27 protein-coding genes are annotated in these 19,483 nt (G+C 64.1%); 12 read left to right on the top strand and 15 right to left on the bottom strand.

The window, feature by feature from the left end; genetic code table 11:
- The first annotated feature begins 15 nt into the window (after nt 1-15).
- The 3 genes from sucC (at nt 16) to F3K02_RS18620 (ending at nt 3,063) form a co-directional block, all read left to right on the top strand.
- Nucleotides 16-1,176: an ADP-forming succinate--CoA ligase subunit beta gene (gene sucC / locus F3K02_RS18630; RefSeq protein WP_177136773.1), complete on the top strand. Its 1,161-nt coding sequence runs from the start codon at nt 16-18 to the stop codon at nt 1,174-1,176.
- A gap of 18 nt (nt 1,177-1,194) precedes the next feature.
- Nucleotides 1,195-2,088, top strand: a complete 894-nt coding sequence (gene sucD, locus F3K02_RS18625; RefSeq protein ID WP_177137116.1) for a succinate--CoA ligase subunit alpha — start codon at nt 1,195-1,197, stop codon at nt 2,086-2,088.
- Nucleotides 2,089-2,175: 87 nt separating this feature from the next.
- Nucleotides 2,176-3,063 (top strand): NUDIX hydrolase, encoded by an 888-nt coding sequence (locus F3K02_RS18620; RefSeq protein WP_246309583.1) that lies wholly within the window; start codon nt 2,176-2,178, stop codon nt 3,061-3,063.
- A gap of 612 nt (nt 3,064-3,675) precedes the next feature.
- Here the strand turns inward: F3K02_RS18620 and F3K02_RS18615 are convergent.
- Nucleotides 3,676-4,644: a YeeE/YedE thiosulfate transporter family protein gene (locus F3K02_RS18615; RefSeq protein ID WP_177137115.1), complete on the bottom strand. Its 969-nt coding sequence runs from the start codon at nt 4,642-4,644 to the stop codon at nt 3,676-3,678.
- A 149-nt stretch (nt 4,645-4,793) separates the two neighbouring features.
- On the opposite strand from F3K02_RS18615, the gene F3K02_RS18610 reads away from it, so the two are divergent.
- Both F3K02_RS18610 and F3K02_RS18605 read left to right on the top strand, forming a co-directional pair.
- Nucleotides 4,794-4,976, top strand: a complete 183-nt coding sequence (locus F3K02_RS18610) for a hypothetical protein (RefSeq protein WP_177137114.1) — start codon at nt 4,794-4,796, stop codon at nt 4,974-4,976.
- 69 nt (nt 4,977-5,045) lie between these two features.
- Nucleotides 5,046-5,753 carry a DUF6969 family protein gene (locus F3K02_RS18605; protein WP_177137113.1) on the top strand — a complete coding sequence of 236 codons (708 nt, stop codon included), beginning with the start codon at nt 5,046-5,048 and terminating at the stop codon, nt 5,751-5,753.
- A 120-nt stretch (nt 5,754-5,873) separates the two neighbouring features.
- Here F3K02_RS18605 and F3K02_RS18600 read toward each other — a convergent pair whose 3' ends face one another.
- From F3K02_RS18600 to F3K02_RS18560, 9 genes are all read right to left on the bottom strand, one after another.
- Nucleotides 5,874-6,950: a hypothetical protein gene (locus F3K02_RS18600; protein WP_177137112.1), complete on the bottom strand. Its 1,077-nt coding sequence runs from the start codon at nt 6,948-6,950 to the stop codon at nt 5,874-5,876.
- 56 nt (nt 6,951-7,006) lie between these two features.
- Entirely contained in the window at nt 7,007-7,741 is a 735-nt protein-coding gene (locus tag F3K02_RS18595) for a cytochrome c biogenesis CcdA family protein (RefSeq protein ID WP_177137111.1), read from the bottom strand.
- Nucleotides 7,742-7,754: 13 nt separating this feature from the next.
- The gene (locus tag F3K02_RS18590; RefSeq protein WP_177137110.1) at nt 7,755-8,135 is read right to left on the bottom strand and encodes a thioredoxin family protein; all 381 of its coding nucleotides are present in this window, start codon (nt 8,133-8,135) and stop codon (nt 7,755-7,757) included.
- A 99-nt stretch (nt 8,136-8,234) separates the two neighbouring features.
- Nucleotides 8,235-9,317: a patatin-like phospholipase family protein gene (locus F3K02_RS18585; RefSeq protein ID WP_246309631.1), complete on the bottom strand. Its 1,083-nt coding sequence runs from the start codon at nt 9,315-9,317 to the stop codon at nt 8,235-8,237.
- 139 nt (nt 9,318-9,456) lie between these two features.
- Nucleotides 9,457-10,257: a 3-hydroxybutyrate dehydrogenase gene (locus F3K02_RS18580; RefSeq protein WP_177137108.1), complete on the bottom strand. Its 801-nt coding sequence runs from the start codon at nt 10,255-10,257 to the stop codon at nt 9,457-9,459.
- 109 nt (nt 10,258-10,366) lie between these two features.
- Nucleotides 10,367-10,651, bottom strand: a complete 285-nt coding sequence (locus F3K02_RS18575; RefSeq protein ID WP_177137107.1) for a DUF427 domain-containing protein — start codon at nt 10,649-10,651, stop codon at nt 10,367-10,369.
- 55 nt (nt 10,652-10,706) lie between these two features.
- Nucleotides 10,707-11,402: an HAD-IA family hydrolase gene (locus tag F3K02_RS18570; protein WP_177137106.1), complete on the bottom strand. Its 696-nt coding sequence runs from the start codon at nt 11,400-11,402 to the stop codon at nt 10,707-10,709.
- Nucleotides 11,403-11,432: 30 nt separating this feature from the next.
- Nucleotides 11,433-11,741 carry a hypothetical protein gene (locus tag F3K02_RS18565; protein WP_177137105.1) on the bottom strand — a complete coding sequence of 103 codons (309 nt, stop codon included), beginning with the start codon at nt 11,739-11,741 and terminating at the stop codon, nt 11,433-11,435.
- Nucleotides 11,742-11,754: 13 nt separating this feature from the next.
- Nucleotides 11,755-12,324, bottom strand: a complete 570-nt coding sequence (locus F3K02_RS18560; protein ID WP_177137104.1) for a carboxymuconolactone decarboxylase family protein — start codon at nt 12,322-12,324, stop codon at nt 11,755-11,757.
- Nucleotides 12,325-12,593: 269 nt separating this feature from the next.
- Between F3K02_RS18560 and F3K02_RS18555 the strand changes: the two genes are divergently transcribed.
- The 3 genes from F3K02_RS18555 to F3K02_RS18545 all read left to right on the top strand — a co-directional run bounded on the left by F3K02_RS18555 (nt 12,594) and on the right by F3K02_RS18545 (nt 13,977).
- Nucleotides 12,594-12,920 (top strand): DUF4148 domain-containing protein, encoded by a 327-nt coding sequence (locus F3K02_RS18555; RefSeq protein ID WP_177137103.1) that lies wholly within the window; start codon nt 12,594-12,596, stop codon nt 12,918-12,920.
- A gap of 218 nt (nt 12,921-13,138) precedes the next feature.
- Nucleotides 13,139-13,750, top strand: a complete 612-nt coding sequence (locus tag F3K02_RS18550; protein WP_177137102.1) for a sigma-70 family RNA polymerase sigma factor — start codon at nt 13,139-13,141, stop codon at nt 13,748-13,750.
- Nucleotides 13,747-13,977 (top strand): anti-sigma factor family protein, encoded by a 231-nt coding sequence (locus F3K02_RS18545; RefSeq protein ID WP_177137101.1) that lies wholly within the window; start codon nt 13,747-13,749, stop codon nt 13,975-13,977. Before F3K02_RS18550 ends, F3K02_RS18545 begins: the two co-directional genes overlap by 4 nt.
- A gap of 16 nt (nt 13,978-13,993) precedes the next feature.
- Here F3K02_RS18545 and F3K02_RS18540 read toward each other — a convergent pair whose 3' ends face one another.
- Nucleotides 13,994-14,830: an AraC family transcriptional regulator gene (locus tag F3K02_RS18540; protein ID WP_177137100.1), complete on the bottom strand. Its 837-nt coding sequence runs from the start codon at nt 14,828-14,830 to the stop codon at nt 13,994-13,996.
- Nucleotides 14,831-14,935: 105 nt separating this feature from the next.
- On the opposite strand from F3K02_RS18540, the gene grxC reads away from it, so the two are divergent.
- Entirely contained in the window at nt 14,936-15,196 is a 261-nt protein-coding gene (gene grxC, locus F3K02_RS18535; protein WP_177137099.1) for a glutaredoxin 3, read from the top strand.
- Between the two features lie 79 nt (nt 15,197-15,275).
- Here the strand turns inward: grxC and F3K02_RS18530 are convergent, their stop codons facing one another.
- Genes F3K02_RS18530 through nrtS form a run of 4 tightly spaced genes read right to left on the bottom strand, consistent with a single transcriptional unit; the run spans nt 15,276 to nt 16,937 of the window.
- Nucleotides 15,276-15,851: a carboxymuconolactone decarboxylase family protein gene (locus F3K02_RS18530; protein WP_177137098.1), complete on the bottom strand. Its 576-nt coding sequence runs from the start codon at nt 15,849-15,851 to the stop codon at nt 15,276-15,278.
- Entirely contained in the window at nt 15,848-16,084 is a 237-nt protein-coding gene (locus F3K02_RS18525) for a zf-HC2 domain-containing protein (protein WP_177137097.1), read from the bottom strand. The genes F3K02_RS18530 and F3K02_RS18525 overlap by 4 nt, the downstream gene beginning before the upstream one ends.
- Complete coding sequence (locus F3K02_RS18520) at nt 16,078-16,716, bottom strand: sigma-70 family RNA polymerase sigma factor (protein WP_177137096.1); 639 nt, start codon at nt 16,714-16,716, stop codon at nt 16,078-16,080. Before F3K02_RS18520 ends, F3K02_RS18525 begins: the two co-directional genes overlap by 7 nt.
- Complete coding sequence (nrtS, locus tag F3K02_RS18515; protein ID WP_177137095.1) at nt 16,713-16,937, bottom strand: nitrate/nitrite transporter NrtS; 225 nt, start codon at nt 16,935-16,937, stop codon at nt 16,713-16,715. The genes F3K02_RS18520 and nrtS overlap by 4 nt, the downstream gene beginning before the upstream one ends.
- A gap of 358 nt (nt 16,938-17,295) precedes the next feature.
- Here nrtS and F3K02_RS18510 point away from each other — a divergent pair, with 358 nt between their 5' ends.
- The 3 genes from F3K02_RS18510 to F3K02_RS18500 are packed head-to-tail and all read left to right on the top strand — an operon-like array spanning nt 17,296 to nt 19,406.
- The gene (locus tag F3K02_RS18510) at nt 17,296-17,616 is read left to right on the top strand and encodes a BufA1 family periplasmic bufferin-type metallophore (RefSeq protein ID WP_177137094.1); all 321 of its coding nucleotides are present in this window, start codon (nt 17,296-17,298) and stop codon (nt 17,614-17,616) included.
- Nucleotides 17,617-17,661: 45 nt separating this feature from the next.
- Nucleotides 17,662-18,639, top strand: a complete 978-nt coding sequence (gene bufB, locus F3K02_RS18505; protein ID WP_177137093.1) for an MNIO family bufferin maturase — start codon at nt 17,662-17,664, stop codon at nt 18,637-18,639.
- Complete coding sequence (locus F3K02_RS18500; protein ID WP_177137092.1) at nt 18,636-19,406, top strand: HvfC/BufC N-terminal domain-containing protein; 771 nt, start codon at nt 18,636-18,638, stop codon at nt 19,404-19,406. Before bufB ends, F3K02_RS18500 begins: the two co-directional genes overlap by 4 nt.
- Nucleotides 19,407-19,483: the final 77 nt, after the last annotated feature.

The following is a 19,483-nucleotide window of genomic DNA, read 5'->3' as shown; positions in this document are numbered from 1 at the left end:
ATACAAAGGTTAAAAATGAAGATTCACGAGTACCAAGGCAAGGAAATCTTGCGTCAATTTGGTGTGCCAGTGCCGCGTGGCATTGCCGCGTTCACGGTGCAGGAAGCGGTGGAAGCCGCGCAGAAACTGGGTGGTCCGGTCTGGGTCGTCAAGGCCCAGATCCACGCCGGCGGCCGTGGCAAGGGCGGTGGCGTGAAGGTCGCAAAGACCATCGAAGACGTCAAGCGCCTTGCGGGCGAGATCCTGGGCATGCAGCTCAAGACCCACCAGACCGGCCCAGAAGGCCAGAAGGTGCGCCGCCTCTACATCGAAGACGGCGCCGACATCAAGAACGAACTGTATGTGTCGCTGGTCACCGACCGCGCGACCCAGAAGGTGGCGCTGATCGCATCGAGCGAAGGCGGTATGGACATCGAGGAAGTGGCCCACTCCACGCCCGAGAAGATCGTCACCGAGTTGATCGATCCGCTGACCGGCATCACCGAAGCGCAGTCCCGCAAGGTGGCTGCCGCCATCGGCCTGACCGGCGCTTCCGTGGACCAGGCCGTGGACATCTTCGCCAAGATCTACAAGTGCTACATGGACACCGACGCGTCCCTGGTGGAGATCAACCCCCTGAACTGCGATTCCAAGGGCAACCTGATGGCGCTGGACGCGAAGTTCAACTTCGACGCCAACGCGCTGTTCCGCCACCCCGAGATCGTGGCCTACCGCGATCTGGACGAAGAAGATCCGGCCGAAATCGAGGCCTCGAAATTTGACTTGGCCTACATCAGCCTGGACGGCAACATCGGCTGCCTGGTGAACGGTGCCGGTCTGGCCATGGCCACCATGGACACCATCAAGCTGTTCGGCGGCGAGCCGGCCAACTTCCTGGACGTGGGCGGCGGCGCCACCGCCGAGAAGGTCACCGAAGCCTTCAAGATCATGCTCAAGAACACCAAGGTCAAGGGCATCCTGGTCAACATCTTCGGCGGCATCATGAAGTGCGACACCATCGCCACCGGCGTGATCACCGCCTGCAAGGCGACCAACCTCAGCGTGCCGCTGGTGGTGCGCATGAAGGGCACCAACGAAGAGCTGGGCAAGAAGCTGCTGGCCGAATCCGGCCTGCCGATCATCGCTGCCGACACCATGGCCGAAGCAGCGACCAAGATCGTTGCTGCCGTCAAATAAGCCCGGAGAAGAAACACCATGTCGATCTACATCAACAAAGACACCAAGGTCATCACCCAGGGCATCACGGGCAAGACCGGCCAGTTCCACACCGAGAAGTGCCAGGAATACGCGAACGGCAAGAACTGCTTCGTGGCTGGCGTGAACCCGAAGAAGGCCGGTGAGTCGATCTTCAACATCCCGATCTACGCCTCCGTCAAGGAAGCCGCGCAGCAGACCGGCGCCACCGTGTCGGTGATCTACGTGCCGCCCGCTGGCGCTGCCGCCGCCATCTGGGAAGCCGTCGAGGCAGATCTGGACCTGGCGGTCTGCATCACCGAAGGCATCCCGGTCAAGGACATGCTGGAAGTGCGCAACCGAATGAAGGCCAAGGAAGCCGCCGGCGGCAAGAAGACCCTGCTGCTGGGCCCCAACTGCCCCGGCCTGATCACGCCGGAAGAAATCAAGATCGGCATCATGCCCGGCCACATCCACCGCAAAGGCCGCATCGGCGTCGTGTCCCGTTCGGGCACGCTGACCTATGAAGCCGTGGCCATGCTGACCGAAGTGGGCCTGGGCCAGTCCAGCGCCGTCGGCATCGGTGGTGACCCGATCAACGGCCTGAAGCACATCGACGTGATGAAGGCCTTCAACGACGATCCCGATACCGACGCCGTGATCATGATCGGCGAGATCGGTGGCCCGGATGAAGCCGAAGCCGCGATGTGGTGCAAGGCGAACATGAAGAAGCCCATCGTCGGTTTCATCGCCGGTGTGACGGCCCCTCCCGGCAAGCGCATGGGCCACGCCGGTGCGCTGATCTCCGGTGGTGCCGACACGGCGGACGCCAAGCTCGCCATCATGGAAGAGTCGGGCTTCATCATCACGCGCAACCCCTCCGAGCTGGGCAAGCTGCTCAAGGCCTCAATTTGAGATCGGAAGCACCATCCGACATCAACGTCATGCGCGGCAAATGCTGATCAAGGCATACGCTGGAAACAACGAAACGTCCTGAAACCTATGGCACTTGAACTCAACGCAGAGTATGTGGACTCAATGCCAGCGCCCGCTGCGACTGTCATGGTCCTGCGCGACTCTGCAGAACACTTTGAGGTGCTTCTTCTGCGGCGGCATGCGGCAGCCGGTGTACTTGGCGGCGCATACGTCTTTCCGGGCGGCAAGCTCGAACAGCGTGACAGACAGCTGTCTCCATCGCTGGTGAATATGACAACCGAGCAGCTGCGCTCCGCTCTTTGCGAGCCTGATATCGAGCGGGACACAGCCTGTCAGATCTACGCCGCCGCCGTACGGGAGACGCTTGAAGAATGCGGTCTGCTGTTGGGTATCGATGGGCTCCCGGACGGCCAAGCGCTGGTTCAAGCCCAGGGCATGGTGAACAGTGGTCTGTCTCTGGACACGGTACTGGCGCATTTCGGTTGGCGTCTCAATGCGTCGAGCTTGCTGCCCTGGAGTCGGTGGATCACGCCTCGACGCCCAACGGTGACCAACCGCCGGTTCGACACCCGCTTTTTCGTCTCCAGTTTGCCACCAAACCAAATGGCGGTTCACGATCAAAGCGAGGTGACTGACTGCGCATGGATGCAGCCACGAATCGCGCTGGAACGGTATTGGGCAGGTGCGATCGATCTGGCAGCCCCCCAGATCATCTGTCTTCAACACTTGGCCCAATTTACGACGATCGACCAAGTGATGGCATACGCCAGATCTCATTCTCCGCGCACGATACGTCCGGAGTCATTTGATCAGGATGGAGAACGGGTCATGTGCTACCCCGGTGATCCCATGCACAGCTGTTTGGACACCGCCTGGGAAGGTCCGACTCGCCTGACCTTCCGGAACGGGCGATTCGAACCAGACGGAGGACTGAAGGCTCTCATTGCTAGATGAGGCTTCGCAGGTGCTGGCATTGATCTATCTCGCCACCCTCGAATCTGATCGGTAGCCTGCATCAGAACTTGAGCGACGGGTGTGCAGCGAATGCTGACGATGGGTGCTACCAGGCGTACTCACGCTGACTGCCATGAAGCGGCTGTTGGGTACGGCGACCGACGCGGGAGGGAATGGCTCCTGTAAGAAGTACTGCGGTCATTGGGCTTCCGCGACCTGACTGGCTCCGTGCCGCCGACGTCTACCCATTACCTGAACTGGCGACACCGACACATCGCGGTCGGTGAGCAAGTTTCAAAGCAGACGCATACCCCCTGCCCGATTTCACCGTTCAGCCTTCGAAGGACCCTGAACTTCTCGACACTTGTTTGTCCAGTCGGCCATTGATAAGCACAAACAACACTTGAAACCCACAAACGCTTTGGTCCGGCACCACCTTTCTGATTCAGACGCCATTCTTGAAAAACAGCCCAACGGTCATTCCGACATGCCTCGGCCGTCAGTGTGTGAGGAGATCGAACCGAACAAATCCATGACTTGCAACGGGCGCACGCCGATCAGACTGGAGCGCATGTGACGGATGAATTTTGTGCAGCACAGCTGCTTCAACAACTAGCCACTGATCACCCTCATCAGTTTGACCACCCCATAGATCCCCACCAACATTGCTCCAAAGCTAGCTAACGCCTGGAGAGACAGTGTCGGCATCAGCACCAGCAACACGGTGTCGTTACCCCCAGGCACCAGGGCGCCACCAATGCCCATGAGTCCGCCGCCCAGCATGTTGCGCCACCCGAAAATGGACTGCGTACCCCGCCACTCGAACTGACCACGCTGCACCGACGAAACCACCATGCCCAAGAACAGGCAGGCAACCAGCGCCAGGCGATGCCACCTTGGTGCATTCGTTTCAGTCACCCATGAAAGACCCAGCTCGCGCAGGTAGTTGGTGTAGGTCCAGGCCCCTTCCAGAAGGAACAGCAGTCCGCTGCAAAGGCCCAGCACCATCGCGGCCAATGAGAGGCGGTACCTAGGCGCCAAGAGCCACTGGTCCGGGCGCTGGAGGCGGTCTCTGCAGCGCCAGAGCACGGCAAGCTGCCATACGGCCCACACCAGCAGGATCAACACCAGCGCACTCCGTGCGCCCGGGCCTATGGCATTCCACCAGAGCGCTTCGACATGCGGCCAGGGCACCGCGCCGAGCGATTGCAGCCACGTCACCACGAGGCTCCCCAGCACAAAGAACACCAGCGTAGTGAACAAACGGGCCTCGCCGTCCGCCAGCCGCTGCAAGGTGGACAAGGAACAGCCGCCGTTGACCGCCGCGCCCATGCCGAACAGCAAACCACCAACCACGCTGAACAGCCAACTGCTGGCGAGCACGGGACGTCCGGAGATTGGCACCCCAGCCCAAGCAAACAGCCCCGTGGCCAGGCTGGCCCAGAGTGACGCGTAGAAAAAGCTGACCAGCAAGCTGGATTTGCGTTGTTCCATCCACTGCATCACCGCCCGCACCGTGCAAAGGCTGGCGCGGTGGGCCGCAAAACCAATGAGGAAAACCAGCACAAAACTCAGCCACATGTCGCTTGGTCGTCGCGCATGGGCTTCGAATTACATCGACCGCTGTAACGATCCGGCCACGGTGAACGACCAAACCCCACCAAGGACGGCGTGTGTGCATTCGGCCGCGCGTCAGTCACTGGCTTATGTCACCTCACCGGAGAACCACCATGTCGTCACTCTCATCCCGCCTGTCCCTGAGCCTGGCCGCGGCCGTTGTCACCACCGCAGCCCTGGGTGGCTGCGCCATGGCGTGTCGCGCTTGCGGCGGCGCCAAGTGCGGCACTTCCAAGATGATGCCCAAATGCGGCGCCTGCAAGGCCAAGTGTGGCGCCTGCGCACCGAAGAAGTAAACGCTCCATCTGGCTCACGCGAACCCGGAGCAGCGCCCTGCTCCGGGTTCGCTTCACCCATCCGTTTCCATGCCCGCATCCGCCACGCTGCGCCGACACTGGCACTCCGCCTCTTTGACCGAACTGGGCACCGCCCTGTACAACGGCCAGGCCAGTGTGGACGCATTCGCCACCGCGACGGAGTCCTCCGGTTCCCTGCTGCAAAGTTGGGTGCAAGGCGCCGAGGTGGTGGAGTACGAACACTACCCGCCGGCCGACGTGATCGACCTGGGCAGCGGGACCCAGTTCTATTACCACGCGCACCGCACCCATGGCGACGAACACGGACACCTGCATGTTTTCTGGCACGCCACCGCCACCGGCCGCCGCAGCCGCGCCACACAAGGCCGCAAGGTCTGGAAGCGTCACGCGCCGACCCACATGCTGGCCATTGCGCTTGATGCCCGGGGCCTGCCCGTCAAGCTCTTCACCACCAACCAGTGGGTCACCGAGGGCCACTGGTTCGATGCCGCGCTCACCCTGACCTGCCTGGACCGTTGCCGGCCAGGCCAAGTGCCCGGGCATGAAAACGCCTGCGCCTGGCTGGGTCACTTTCTGGCGATGTACCGCCCCTTGATCGCCGACCTGCTGCAGCGCCGGGACGCCCGCCTGGCAAAGCACGGCGCGCTGGTGGATGCCTTGAACAACCACCGCCTCGAAGTGCTCAGCCAGTCCCGCGTGGACTGGGCCGCCGATCTCGATGCCCTGCAGACCGAAGCGACCCGGCGCGGGCTCTGATCAACCGCAGCGCTTCATACGGTTTTGCATTCAAGCGTAGAACAAGGCGCGAAGCCGCAGACAGTGCTACAGCACGGCAAGGCGAAGCAACGAAGTTATACGCTTGAAGGCAACGCCGAATCAGCGGGCCTCGACCGTGAACTGGTAGCTGTTCCCCTTGAGCAGTTCGACCGTGGGCCGGTACAGGCCCGGCAGGCTGCCGGCGCGGAACTGGATCGCGATCAGACCCGGGTTGGGTTTGCCGCCACCCGCTGCCGGCGGAAAGCGGTCGCTGCGTGGCACCTGACCCGAGAGCACCGGGTTGCCATCGGCACCCTGCGGGCTGGTGGCCGCCTGGCCCGTGGCACCCTTCGGGGCCGCGCCGATGATGCCCCCCACCACCGTGTCCACCGCCGGGTCCAGGCGCTTGTCGCCGTTGCTGTCCTGCACAAGCAAGCCGCCGGTGTAGCGCGGGAAGCGGTTGATGTCGCGCGGGGCCACGCCAACACCGTTGAGCGGTGCGCCGTCGGCCCCCCAAAGCAGCAAGCCCAGGTGCATGGGTGCGACCTGACCGGTCGCCACCGTCTGGTAGTCGGTGTTTGCGCCCGGTGGCACGTGAAAGTTGGTCGGCACCAGCCGGGTCTCCAGCATCTCCTCCTGCACCCGCATGCCGCCTTGCCACACCGCCTGAACCTGTCCACCGGCGGATCGGCGTGTCACCGTCACCGGATAGCCACCGGTCGCAGGGTTGGTGAAGCTGCGACCCCTCACATGCATCACCTTGATGCCCGGCGCGTTGCCGCCGGCGGCCGCGATGTCCTTGAGCGCGGTGACGGTGATGGCATGGTCCTTCTCGACGAAGTCGATGCGGTACTGCCCGGCCAGCGGCACGGCACCCTGCGGCCAGCCCTTGGTCAGCACCAGGTTGGTGTCGCGGTCGGAGACGATGGGCACCGAAGCATTGCGTTTGAACGCCGGAGACAGCGCCAGGTGCAGCGACTCGCCCGCCTTCATCGCCAGACCTGGCGTGGCCGGATTGCTGTCAGGCACCAGCACGAAAACGTAGTCGGTTGCTTCGCCAGCCACATGCCCGTCGTACGACACCGGAGCCGGCGCCGTGGGCAGCGCCAGCGGCTTCTGCGGTTCGACGCTGCCGCACGCGGCCAGCAGCAGCGCCGAAGCGCCGACCAGCGGAAGGGTCTTGAACATGGCTTGCATGGGAATGTCTCCTTGATAGGGATGGCTCGCTGTAGAACCCGTGGTGGATGAAACGGTCAGATGCCCACCGTGAGATTGACCCAGGCGTCGGGCATCCACCGGACGAACAAAGCTTCGAGGCGTTTGTCCCACCCCATCAGGATGGCCACACCCAGCAGACCCAACAGAACGGCGAAGGCATGGCGCAAGCGTTCGATGCGGGCCATCACCCAGTCGCGCACGCGGTTGAAGCCGCTGCGCGAGGCGTAAGCCACGGCCACGAGGGGAATGGCGGCTCCCAAACCGAAGACACCCAGGATCAGCCCGCCCCGCGCCAGACCGCCTTCACTCGCCACAAGCGTGAGTGCCGAGCCGAGCAAGGGGCCCGAGCAGGGGCTCCAGACCAGACCCAGCACACCACCGAGCAGAAAAGCGCCAGTGAGCGAACCGCCCTGAATCCCCGACGAGGCGGCATGGGCCGAATTGGCCAGCGGCAACATCCAGCGCGTGAAGCGCTCGCCCAGCGCTGGCACCAGCATCACCACCGCAAAGGCGATCAACATGGCCGCGCCCGCGATGCGCACCGAGTCACCGTCAATCCCCAGCGCCGGCCCGAGCGCACCGAGCAGCATGCCGATGCCGGCAAACGAGGCGATCATGCCCAGGCCCATGGCCACCGGCCCCAGGCGGTTGCCCTGCAGCGCACCACCGACCACCAGGGGGAGCATAGGAAAGACGCAGGGCGAGAGCGTCGTCAGGCCGCCAGCGGCCAGGCTGAAACCCAGTTGTGGAAGCGATACCAGAGCCGACATGCGCTCGCCCCGCTCAGAGCGCGGACTTGAACGCAGTGCGGATGGCTGCGGGATCGGTGTCACCCACCAGGCGCGCCCACTCCTGCTGCCCGCGCAGCACCACGAAGGTGGACTGGGCACGCACATTGAACAGCTTCTTGAGCTCCTTCTCGGTGTCGTAGTTGACAACCAGCACCGTCAGGTCCAGACCCGGCTCGCTCTTGAGGGACTGCAAGACCTTTTCCTGCGCGCGGCAGGTCGGACACCAGTCGGCATGGAAATGCAGCGCGACCGGCTGGTCGCTGGCCTGTGCCTGTGCCAGCAGCGCAGCGGAGAAGGGTTTGATGTCCAGCGCGTGCGAGGCGGCGCTGGCGAGCAACAGAACAGAAGCAAAAAAGGCACGGCGAAGAACCATGATGACTCCTTGAGTGGGAACCGGGGTGATGTACTGAGTCGCGCGAAGGTGGGCTTCTCTTACAGGCACCCATGACACATCAACCGCGGTGCCCGCTGGCTATGCAGCCGCTGGGTCCAGGTGAACCCGGTGCACGCAAACGCCTTCCAGCGGGTCGTGCGGCGCCTCCCACAACTTCTCCGCCAGCGCCTGGCGCCCCAACTTCAACCCGGCGTCCGTACGCAGGTGCACACCGCGGGGCGTGAAGTCGATGTCCTTGGTCTGGTCTTCGCCGGGCAGGTGCGGCGCCATCAGGCTGACGACGTGCATCACGGTGTTGCAACCCCAGGCACCCAGCTCGCGGGCATGGGCGCTGTCGGGCACCTGTCGGGCCAGGTCGCGGATGATGTGGCGCAGCCGGTGCAGCTGCCGCTGGCGTTCGATGTGCGATTCGGCCCGGCTGGCGAACTGGATGTCCTTCAGGCGGCCCTGCACGTCCCAAAGGCTTTGCGGTTCGTCGCCGTGCGGCTCCCACAGCCGGCAGGCAAAGATCAGCGAGTCGCAGCGCGGCTTGTCGTCCAGCACCACCTCGATCGGCGTGTTCGAGTACAGCCCGCCATCCCAGTACGGATCGCCGTCGATGCGCACCGCGCCGAAGGCCGGCGCCAGCGCACCCGAGGCCATGATGTGATCCAAGTTGAGACGCTCGTGCCGGCTGTCGAAATACCGCATCTGACCGGTGCGCGCATTGACAGCGCCCACCGTGATGCGCATGGGCGAACGCGCAAGGACGTCAAAGTCCACCAGCTCGTCCAGTGTGTCGCGAAGCGGTTGCGTGTCGTAGTACGCGGCTCGCTCTATGCCCACTACCTGTCGCGGATTGAACCAGGCCGGCAGATTCGGCTTGAAGAAATCGGGGATGCCCTGCCCCACCACACCCAGGTTGTGTTGCCACTGCGCCATCCCGGCCAGCGAGGGCCACAGCGCAAAGGCACTGTGGCTGGCCCGCCGGGACTGCATGCGTTCCCAGAAGGCCCGCAGCCGCGCCAGCCGGTGCTGGGGATGGTTGCCGGCGATCAGCGCCGCGTTGATCGCGCCGATGGACGTGCCGATGACCCAGTCTGGCTCCTTGCCGCCTTCGTGCAGGGCCTGGTAGACACCGAGATGAAACGCCCCCACGGCGCCACCGCCCTGCATGACCATCACGGTCTGCTGGGGTGGACAGTTCGGATTCGGCGCGTCCGCCGGGGACCGTGCCGCCTTGTTGGCAACCGCTTTGGCGGCTGCGCGGGTGTTTGTGGATGGTGTGCTTGCGCGTGTGGCCATGTCGAACCGCCTTCCGTTATTGCGCCGTCCAGCCACCGTCGATGGGCATCACCGCTCCGGTGATGCTGGCGCCGGCGTTGGAACACAGGAAGGCCGCAAACGCTGCGACCTGCTCGATGGTGACGAACTGCTTGGTGGGCTGCGCGTGCAGCAGCACATCGTCGATCACCTGTTGCTCGGTCAATCCGCGCGCCCTGGCCGTGTCGGGAATCTGCTTTTCCACCAGCGGCGTCCACACATAGCCCGGACACAGCGCGTTGGCGGTGATGCCCTGGGTGGCCACTTCCAGCGCCACCGACTTGGTGAACCCGGCGATGCCGTGTTTGGCCGCGACGTAAGCGGACTTGAACGGCGACGCCACCAATGCGTGGGCCGAGGCCACGTTGAGCACCCGGCCCCAGCCTCTGGCCTTCATGCCGGGCAAGGCCAGCCGCGTGGTGTGGAACGCGGCCGACAGGTTGATCGCGATGATCGCGTTCCATTTTTCCACCGGAAACTCGTCCACCGGCGCCACGTGCTGAATGCCGGCGTTGTTCACCAGGATGTCGATGGCGCCGCAGGCACCGATGGCTTCTTCCATCATGGCCTCGGTGGCGACCGGATCGGACAGATCGGCACCGCTGTAGCGCACGTTCACGCCGTGCAGCTGAGACAGCTCGGCGCGCAATTGTTCGATGGCTGCAGTCTCGCCAAAACCGTTGAGCACCACGTCGTGTCCCGCTGCGGCCAGGGCGGTGGCGATGCCCAGGCCGATGCCGCTGGTGGAGCCAGTGATGAGTGCGGTCTTTGTGCCGCGGTGGACGGATGAGAGGGCCATGTGCGCTTTCTGCCTGAAACGGACGCAAGCCACATGGCTTGTGTGCCTCAGTCGCTGCCGCGCCTTGCATCCTTACACCCCCCGACCCCCACCGGCAGACGGACGACGATCAGTCGGACACCAGCGTCACGCCGCGCCAGAAAGCGACCCGATCTCGAATAGCGGACGCGCGGGCCGTCGGATGGGTGTAGGTCCAGACCGCGTCCTTGTTGACCTGCCCATCCACCACGATGTCGTAGTAGCTGGCCATGCCTTTATAGGGACACACGGTGTTCTTCGCACTGGGTCGCACATGCGCTGCGACGAGTGAGCCGACGGGAAAGTAGCTGACGCCTTCGTACTCGACGATGTCATCGCTCTGCGCAATGACAGCGTGGTTCCAGACGGCTTTCATGGGGTTCCTTGCAGGGACACGATCGGTGTTGACAGAACGCCCCAGGCGAAGGGCATCACGCGCCCAGCTTCTCCGCCAACGAGGTGAAGTCGTCCACCACGAAGCTGCAATCCGGATGTGGATCTGGATCGGGTGGCCCTGATGGCCCCCACTCCAAAGGCCGCCGCACAAAGGCGGTCCGGTAGCCGCTGGCGCGCGCGGCATTCAGGTCGAAATTGTGGCAAGCCACCATCAGGATCTGCGTCGGCTCCAGCCCCAGCCAGGTGGCGACCTGCGCGTACGCCTCGGGCTGCGGCTTGTACACGCCGATCATCTCGCAGGAAATCACGGCATCCCAGTCGATGTCGTTGCGGCGCGAGACAGCCACCACCATGGCCAGCGGCAACATGGTGAACGAGACCACCGGGTACCGGCTCTTCAAGCGGTTGAGCGCTGCTGGAAAGTCGGGCCAGGTGTCCAGCCCGTACCAGGACCGGTGGATCTGCCAGCGGTCCTGCGCGGTGAATGCCTGGAGACCGTGATGCGCCAGCACGCCATCGAGTTCCGTGCGGTGCACGTCGTCCATGTTGAAGGCGGGTCGCACCTGCCCGACGATGGCTTTCATCGCAGCGCGGCGGTAGTCGTTGGTCACCAAGTGCCAGTCGCGCGACAGGCCGTGCCGATGACCCACTTGCGTGAACGCCTCGACGAGACCGGTGTGCCAGTCGAGCACCGTGCCGCCTGTGTCAAATGCCAGCGCCTGGATATCCATGCTGTGGTCTCCTGATGCGGGTGATCGGCCTCAGCCACCACCCCGATGCGTCTGCAGATCAAAGCACCTCTGAATGCGATAACGTTCTGCATCGCTCAGATCGACGTAGGTGAAACGCACCGCCAGCTGCGGAATCTCCAGCAGCGCGATGCGACGCGGCGGCAAGGGCTGCCAGCTCAGCTCCATGCGCCCCTGCGGCCAGGTTGCCACGTTGCGCTGTCCGGCCTCGTCGGTCTGGAGCTGGGCATCGGGCAGTGCACGGGGCAGCCAGGCCAGCAATTCGGCGGCGGTGCAACCCATGACCCGCTCGAACGTTTCTGGAACAAAGGTGGGGGTCATGGGTTCACGGCTCTCAATCGACCTTGTAGGCCGCGAAACGCTCGTCCACCGTGGTGCCGAACGCGTGGTTGGAGTAGTTGCTGAGCACCTTCACCGACACCGCCAGCACGATGTAGAGCAGGTCGCGCTCCTGGTAGCCCGCGTCGAGAAACGCCTTGACGGCCGCAGGACTGGGCTGGCCCAGGCTCTTGACCATTTCGGTGGTGACCTCAAAAAGCGCCGCCAGCTTCGCGTCGGGAATGGGCTGGTGACCGCGGATGGCCTGCAGCACCGGTGCCGGCACGCCCGACATCTTGTCCGCGATCATGCTGTGCGCCGCTGTGCAGTAGGTGCAGCCATTGGTGCGGCTGACCGCCAGGAACACCACCTCCTGCTCGGCTGGTGTGAGGCCCGATTCCTTGCGGAACAGCCCGTAGCCGTGCAGGTAGGTGCTCAGCACGGCTGGGGCGTTGACCATGTTGGCATACATGTTGGGAATGAAACCCACCTGCTTGAGCGCGGTGTCGAGGATTTCTTTCTGCGCGCCCTGGGCGTCTGCATGGACCACGGGTTGAAGTTGCTGGATGTAGGGGGTTGCTGACATGCGATGGGCTCCTGTGAGTGAACTGAAACCGGCCGCCATCGGTCGCTTCGGACCTGTTCGGCGGGGCGTGGCACTCATGCTATGGGCGCACCAAGGGTCGCGATTCACCGAACGTCTCGGCTTTGTCACCCATCGTTCTCCTGCCGCGAGGGTGGCTCGCTGTCGCAAGTTCCAACGCAAAAAAAACCTGTCACGTTTTTTCAGGCTGTTGCGACCAAGGTCATGACGGCACTGCAGATCGCAGCGTCGCAAACCCGAAAGGAAACATCATGAAAACCCTCATCGTTGCAGGCCTCCTGGCCATCACCTCCGTTGCCGCTTTGGCCGAATCCGGCAATGGCGAAACCTGGGGTCACAACGTGGCCAGCAGCGGCCCCAGCCTGACGCGTGCACAGGTCGTCGCAGAGTTGCGCGAAGCCCAGGCCAACAACACCATCGCTTACGGCGAACACGCCTCGAAGCACACCACGTCCCCTTCGGTGTCGGTGCTGACACGTCGTCAAGTGCGTGACGAAGTACTGGCTCTGAGCAAAGCCGGTCAACTGCCCGTTCATGGCGATCGCAGCCCTGGCGACTACACCCCCGGCCAACTCTGATGGGAACAGCGTGTGAACCGTGGCCCGTGCCCTCTTCGTGGCCTCGCCGATCCGGGGTTGGTCCGGCCGGTGGGGCCGGCGGGTGGCCCGTTCCGCTGGTCGGGAAACGCCTTCGCCCGGCGGTGTTCCCTGTAAGGCCTGAGCACTTCGAACGACTGTGTCCTACAGCCCTGCGCTGTACCGATCGCCGACACACCCCAACATCGAAGGCCCGACCCATGAAGCCCTTGACTGACACCCTCCCGTCGATCCCGACCACCGATTCGACCCCTGTCAAAGATCCGTGGACACCTTTGCGACAGCGCTTGATTCGCCACGCCCGCATGGTGGTGCACGAGCCTGCACTCGCCGAAGACCTGGCGCAGGAAACCCTGATGAGCGTGCTGGAGAGCCCGCAAGCCCACCGCGGCGAAGCCTCACTCACCACCTGGGCCACCGCCATCCTGAAGAACAAGATCGCCGACTGGTACCGTTCGCCCCACCAGCGGCGGCGGGTTTACAACGCCACCGACGAAGACGAAGGTGACCCCACCGAAGGACTCTTCAACGAACAGGGCAGCTACCTGGAGCCTGTGCCCGCCTGGCAACAGCCGGAAGGTCGCGAAGCGCAGCGCCAGATCATGTCGACCCTGGAAGCCTGCTTGCGCCATCTACCGGCACAGACCGGTCGTGTGTTCATGATGCGCGAGTGGCTGGGGTTCGAGACATCTGAAATCTGCGAACGGCTGGGCCTCACCGCCGACAACTGCCGCATGGTGCTGCACCGCGCCCGCATGGGCCTGCGCCAATGCATGACCTCACATGGCCACACCGTCCGGAGCGCCGCATGAACCTCTTTCATTCCTGTGAGCGGGCCGCTGAACTCATGTCCCAGGCACTGGATGAACCACTGGACCTGACCGATCAGATGCGGCTGCGCATCCACCTCACGATGTGCGGCGATTGTCAGGAAGTCGAGAAACAAATGGCCAAGCTGCACGAACTGGTGCCTCAGCTCGGTGCGCTCGATCTGGATCTGGATGAAGAACCTGACCCGCGCAGTCCGGGCGAGCGTTGAGCCCATTCTCCCGTCGTCAGTCAGCGTGCCGAGGTTCCTGCTGAGCGACCCACTCCCCCGGCGCCACGCCCAGCTTGCGCACGAAGGCGCGCGACAAGGCGCTCGCGCTGCCATACCCGACCGCCTGCGCCACTTGCTTGATCGCTTCGCCCCGCGTCAGCAGCCGCTGAGCCGTCTGTATCCGCCAGCCCGCCAGGTAGTCGCCCGGCGTTGCGCCGGTCACTTCGCGGAAGCGCACCGCAAACCGGGCGCGCGACATCCCGGCCAGTTGTGCCATGCCAAGCAGATCCCATTCCAGTTGCGGTGACTCGTGAATGGCCGCGAGCACCGGCCCCAAACGTGCATCCGCAAGACCCGCCAACGTGCCGCCCTGCGTCAGCCCCTGGGCCATGCAGTGGCGCAGCAGCCGGACCATGAGCACCTCGCACAGCCGGTCCAGCACCCCCTGGCGACCCGGCTGTTCGTGAAACGCCTCATCGAACATCAGGTCCAGCAAAGCATCCACCCCGGGCAGCTGGCTCAAGGGCACCATGACCAAGTCGGGCAAAGAAGCGGTGATGGGGTTGATACCGGAGCCACCGAATTGCACCGTGGCGCACACCACGTCGGCACCGGCCCCTTCATCGGCCACCAGGCGGTGCTGGTCGGGCCGCGGCAGAAACATCAGCGTGGGCTCGGTCACCGCAAACCGCCGCCGTGTCACACCCCGCACCTGCACATCGCCGCTGCGAATCAGGTGCAGGTGTCCCCGCTGGGTGTCCCGCTCGAAGTCGTGAATGCCACAGATGTTGCCGGTGTAGAAGACACCCGCATGCAGGGAAAAGCTGTTGAGCAGGTTGGCCAGTGGGTCCATGAAGAATCGATACGTTAGGTCAATGAATCAGAACGATTAAACACCCATCGTGTCAACACGATCGATACATTGGGACATCCAACCCAACACCGAAAGGAACTCGCCATGGTCTCCATCACCCTGTACAGCGCCCAAGGCTGCGGCTACTGCAGCGCAGCGGAAAGCCTTTTGCGCCGAAAAGGCGTCACGCAGTGGCATAAGATTGACGTGGATCAGGAACCCGGCATGCTGGAAAAAATGATCCAGCTGACCGGGCGCCGCACGGTCCCACAGATCTTCATAGGCCCCGTCCATGTGGGCGGATTCGACGACCTGCTCTCGCTGGACAAGGGCGGCAAGCTGGACGACTTGCTGAATGCCCTTTGACGCCCGCGCGGCCACGGAGTGGGTCGCGAAGCCGTCTTGAAAGTCCGCGCCGACGGAACCGCCAACACACAGGAAACGGTCAAACGCGATGGGCGGAGGGTGGCGCAGCCGCTGCGTCCAGAAACGCCAGCAAGGGTTCGTAGCCCTCATCACGCAAGGCCTGACCCCGCGCAGAAAACACGCCCGGATTGCCTTTCACGCCATGCCCCTCAAGCAACCGGTTCATGAAGTTGAACAGGCACACCGTGAGCACGGCCTCGTGCAGGGCTGCTTCGCTCCAGCCGGCAGCAAACACCGCCTGCGCATCAGCTTCGGTCATGCGCGAGGGCTCCAGCGTGAGCTTGCGCGCGTAGCGCAGCAGCGGCTTGAGCCGCTCGTCCACGTCGGCGCTGTCGATGTCCGCCAGCAGGCGCTCCAGCGTGCCGGCCTCCAGCCCGAACGCCTTGGCGGTCTCGGCGTGCACGCCAAAACAGTACTGGCAGGCGTTGAGCCCGGAGACGTAGGCCGCAATCAGTTCCTTGTGCCGCGGCTCCAGCGGCCCCTCGTTACGCAGCGCGGCGGTGTGGAACTCGACCAGTGCACGCCCGGCCTGGGGGTTGAGCGTCAGGATATGGCGCACGCCCGCATCCTCGGGCAGCGATTTGAAGAAGCTCATGTGTCCTTGCCTTCCTTGTCCGGGGGGGGCGCTGCGCCGTGGTCTTCGATCACATCGTCCAGGCGCTCGGAATAGGCCTTCATGGCCTTGCGCAGAAACGGCACCTGCAGGCTGAAGTTCTTGCAGCCGTCGCACATCATCAGGTGCAGGTTGAGCGACATCTTCTCGACAACCGACAGTTTTCGCTCCTGCGACTCGGACACCAGGCGGGTCACTTCACGGCAGTTCAACATGATGCACCTCCCCGTGCAAACCAGCGGTCTTCCAGACACTCGCGCAAGCGCAAGCGCGCCCGGTGCAGCATCACGTTGAGGTTGGTCGAGGTGATGCCCACCTCGCTGCAGACTTCGCGCGCATCCAGGCCCACGTATTCACGCATCATGAACACCTTGGCTTGCTGGCCTGGAAGTCCTTCCAGACACAGCTCGAACACCTTCCAGAACTGTTTGTCATGCAAGGTCTCGGTCGGGTTGCCCCAGGTCGCGGGGCGTTCGTCGGATTCCCACATGCCTCGGCCGTTGAACAGTTCGGAGAGATCGGCCTCCTCGTCGGCATCGCCCGTTGGTTGATGGATCGAGACCAGGCGCTGACGCTGGCGCAGCCGCAGGATGTCGGTGATCTTGTTTTTCAGGATGGCGAAGACCCAGGTCTTGAGGCTGGCCTTGCCGGCGTAGGCTGCCGTGTTCCTGAAGGCCCCCATCAGGGCTTCCTGCACTGCGTCTTCGGCCAGTTGCGGGTCTCCCAGCTGCAGGGACGCGAACTTGACCATCTTGCCCCGCAGAGCGCTCAGCTCGGCCGGATCGACCTCCTGTGCGTGAGAAGCAACGTCCTGCGAACCCGTGGGCATGGTCTTGCCGGCGCTCATGGTGTGGTCCTGTTCGACAACTGATTGCGTGCCGCGCTGTAGCTGGACACGGCATACGGCACCAGGAAGTTCAGCAGCACGTGGCCCCAGGCAATGGGCCCGCCGGAGAAGAACGCCTCGCCCTGGTTGATCAGATTGAGCACGCAGCCCACGACGAACGACACACGCAAAGCGCCCACCACGATGGGCCTGGAAAACACCGTGCCAAAAAAAGTCTGCATCAACTGCTCCGAATGAGAGGGGCGTCACAACGTCGCACGCAGACGCCGGATCGCTGGCCGCGATTCTCGCGCAGACAGCGGGGCGCACGGGCGCAGCGCGCAGCGGCGCCCACCGGACCAGCTTCAATCCCATACCCGCACTCCATGTGTGTTGACAGGCTTGGTCGCTGCGCACAAGCCAATCATTACACCGAACAGACCACCCACATGGCCCGACCTCATCGCTCGCCAGCGCCTGCCGAAAACTTGCGCCATGTGGTGTAAGGATCGCGGAAAGGCGGCGACTACATCCCTGCAAGCCCACCATGTCGGCGAGCACCTTGAGCCCTCAACCCCCGTTCACTTTCAGGAGATCACCATGAGCAATACCATCACCCGCCGCAACGCCGCACAGATCGCCACCGGCGCAGCCCTGGCCCTCGCCATGGGCGCCGCCCTCACGCTGGCCGCCAGCCCGGCCGCCGCCCAGAGCGCCGACAAAGAAAAGTGCTTCGGCGTCGCGCTCAAGGGCAAGAACGATTGCGCCGCCGGTCCCGGCACCACCTGCGCCGGCACCTCCAAGGTGGATTACCAGGGCAACGCCTGGTCGCTGGTGCCCAAGGGCAGCTGCGAGAAGACCGCATCGCCCAAGTCGCCCAGCGGGTTCGGCCAGCTCGCGGCATTCAAGGAAAAAGCCTGACCCCCTGAGCGCGACCGAAGTACAGCCGGCAAAGGAGACCTTGCGATGAACCCGAATCCAGCATCGACCTCTGCCTGCGTTGCGCCGGTCACGCTCACCCGCCACAGCCCACCCGACAGCTGGCCGCTGCCGCATCGGGCTGGGCTGGGCCTCAAACCCGAACATTTCGCCCACATCCACGAGCGCCAGCCCGATGTGGGCTTCTTCGAGGTGCATGCAGAAAACTACCTCGTCGCCGGTGGACCGATGCTGCACCACCTCACCCGCATCCGCGAAAACTACGCGCTGAGCATCCACGGCGTGGGCCTGTCCATCGGGGGCGAGGAGCCGCTCGATACCGTCCACCTGGAAGCCGTCGCCTGCCTGGTGCAGCGCTACCAGCCGGCCGTGTTCTCCGAACACCTGGCCTGGTCCAGCCACGGTGGCGTCTTCTTCAACGACCTGCTGCCCCTGCCCTACAACCTGCCCACGCTGCAACGTGTGTGCAAGCACATCGACCAGGTGCAGAACCGCCTCGGGCGCCCGCTGCTTCTGGAGAACCCGTCCACCTATGTCGAGTTCATCAGCTCGACCTGGAGCGAGGGCGACTTCCTGCGCGAGGTGGTCCAGCGCACCGGCTGCGGTCTGCTGCTGGATGTCAACAACGTCTACGTCTCTGCCGTCAACCACGGCCGTGACCCGATGCGCAGCCTTTGCGAACTCCCCTGCCACGCCGCCGGTGAAATCCACCTCGCGGGGTTCGCAGAAGACCTCGACGCCGCCGGTGACCGCCTGTTGATCGACACCCACGGCGCGCCGGTGGCCGAAGCGGTCTGGGCGTTGTACGACACCGCGCTGGCCATCACCGGGCCACTGCCCACCCTGATCGAGCGCGACAACGATCTCCCGGCTTTCGAGGTGCTGCGGCAGGAAGCCCGCCTGGCTGAAATGCACCTGTCGGCCATCGCCCCCACCGCCAGCCACGCCAAGCCGTGCCCCCGGACGAAGACCCGCTATGCCCCCACGCAAGAGGCCAGAGCATGAGCGCGCAACACACCTGGGCCCAGGCCCTGCTGGACCCTTCTCAAGCCATTCCCCAGGGCCTCAGCACCTGGAACCACAGCGATCCCGCGAAACGCCTGGCCGTCCACCGCAACAACGTGATGGTCTCGCTGGTGGACGCGCTGGCCCAGACATTTCCGGTGACGCAACAACTGGTGGGAGAAGAATTCTTCCGCGCCATGGCCCAGGTCTTTGTGCGTGCCCACCCGCCCCGCACCCGCGTGCTCGCCCATCATGGGCTGGCGCTGCCCGGCTTCATCGCCCAGTTTCCGCCGGCCGCTGGCCTGCCCTACCTGGCCGATGTGGCGCAGCTGGAATGGCAACGCCTGCAAGCCCTGCATGCGGCCGATGCATCGGCTGTGGAACCCGCCACCATCGCCGCCCTGCTGGCCGATGCCGAGCGCCTGCCCCAGGTGCGCTGGCAACCGCATCCCAGCCTGCAACTGCTGCGTTCGCCGCATGCGGTGGTGTCGCTCTGGGCGGCCCACCAGCCTGGAAGCGGCATCGCCATCGAAGACGTCGATGTGGCACGGTCCGAATCGGCCCTGATTTTTCGCAACGGCCTGGACGTTATGGTGCTGCAGGCCGATGACGGCCTGACGGCCCTGACCGCCAGCCTGCTGGACAACGTTGCGTTCGGGTCCGCCATCGATCAGGCCCTCAGCGCCGACCCCGCCTTCGATCCTTCGCAGGCCATGGCCGTGCTGATCCGCCACGGGCTACTGATCGGCGCCCGACACCCGCATTGAAACGGCACCGACACCCACGCCCGCTTTGGCCCACAACAACCCAGGAGACCACCATGAACACCATCACCTCGACCCAA

The sequence above is a fragment of the Hydrogenophaga aromaticivorans genome (genome assembly GCF_013387465.1).
GTDB classification, from domain to species: Bacteria; Pseudomonadota; Gammaproteobacteria; order Burkholderiales; family Burkholderiaceae_C; genus Hydrogenophaga; species Hydrogenophaga aromaticivorans.
Note: the sequence above shows the minus strand (reverse complement) of the source record. Positions and strands in the feature narration are given on the sequence as shown.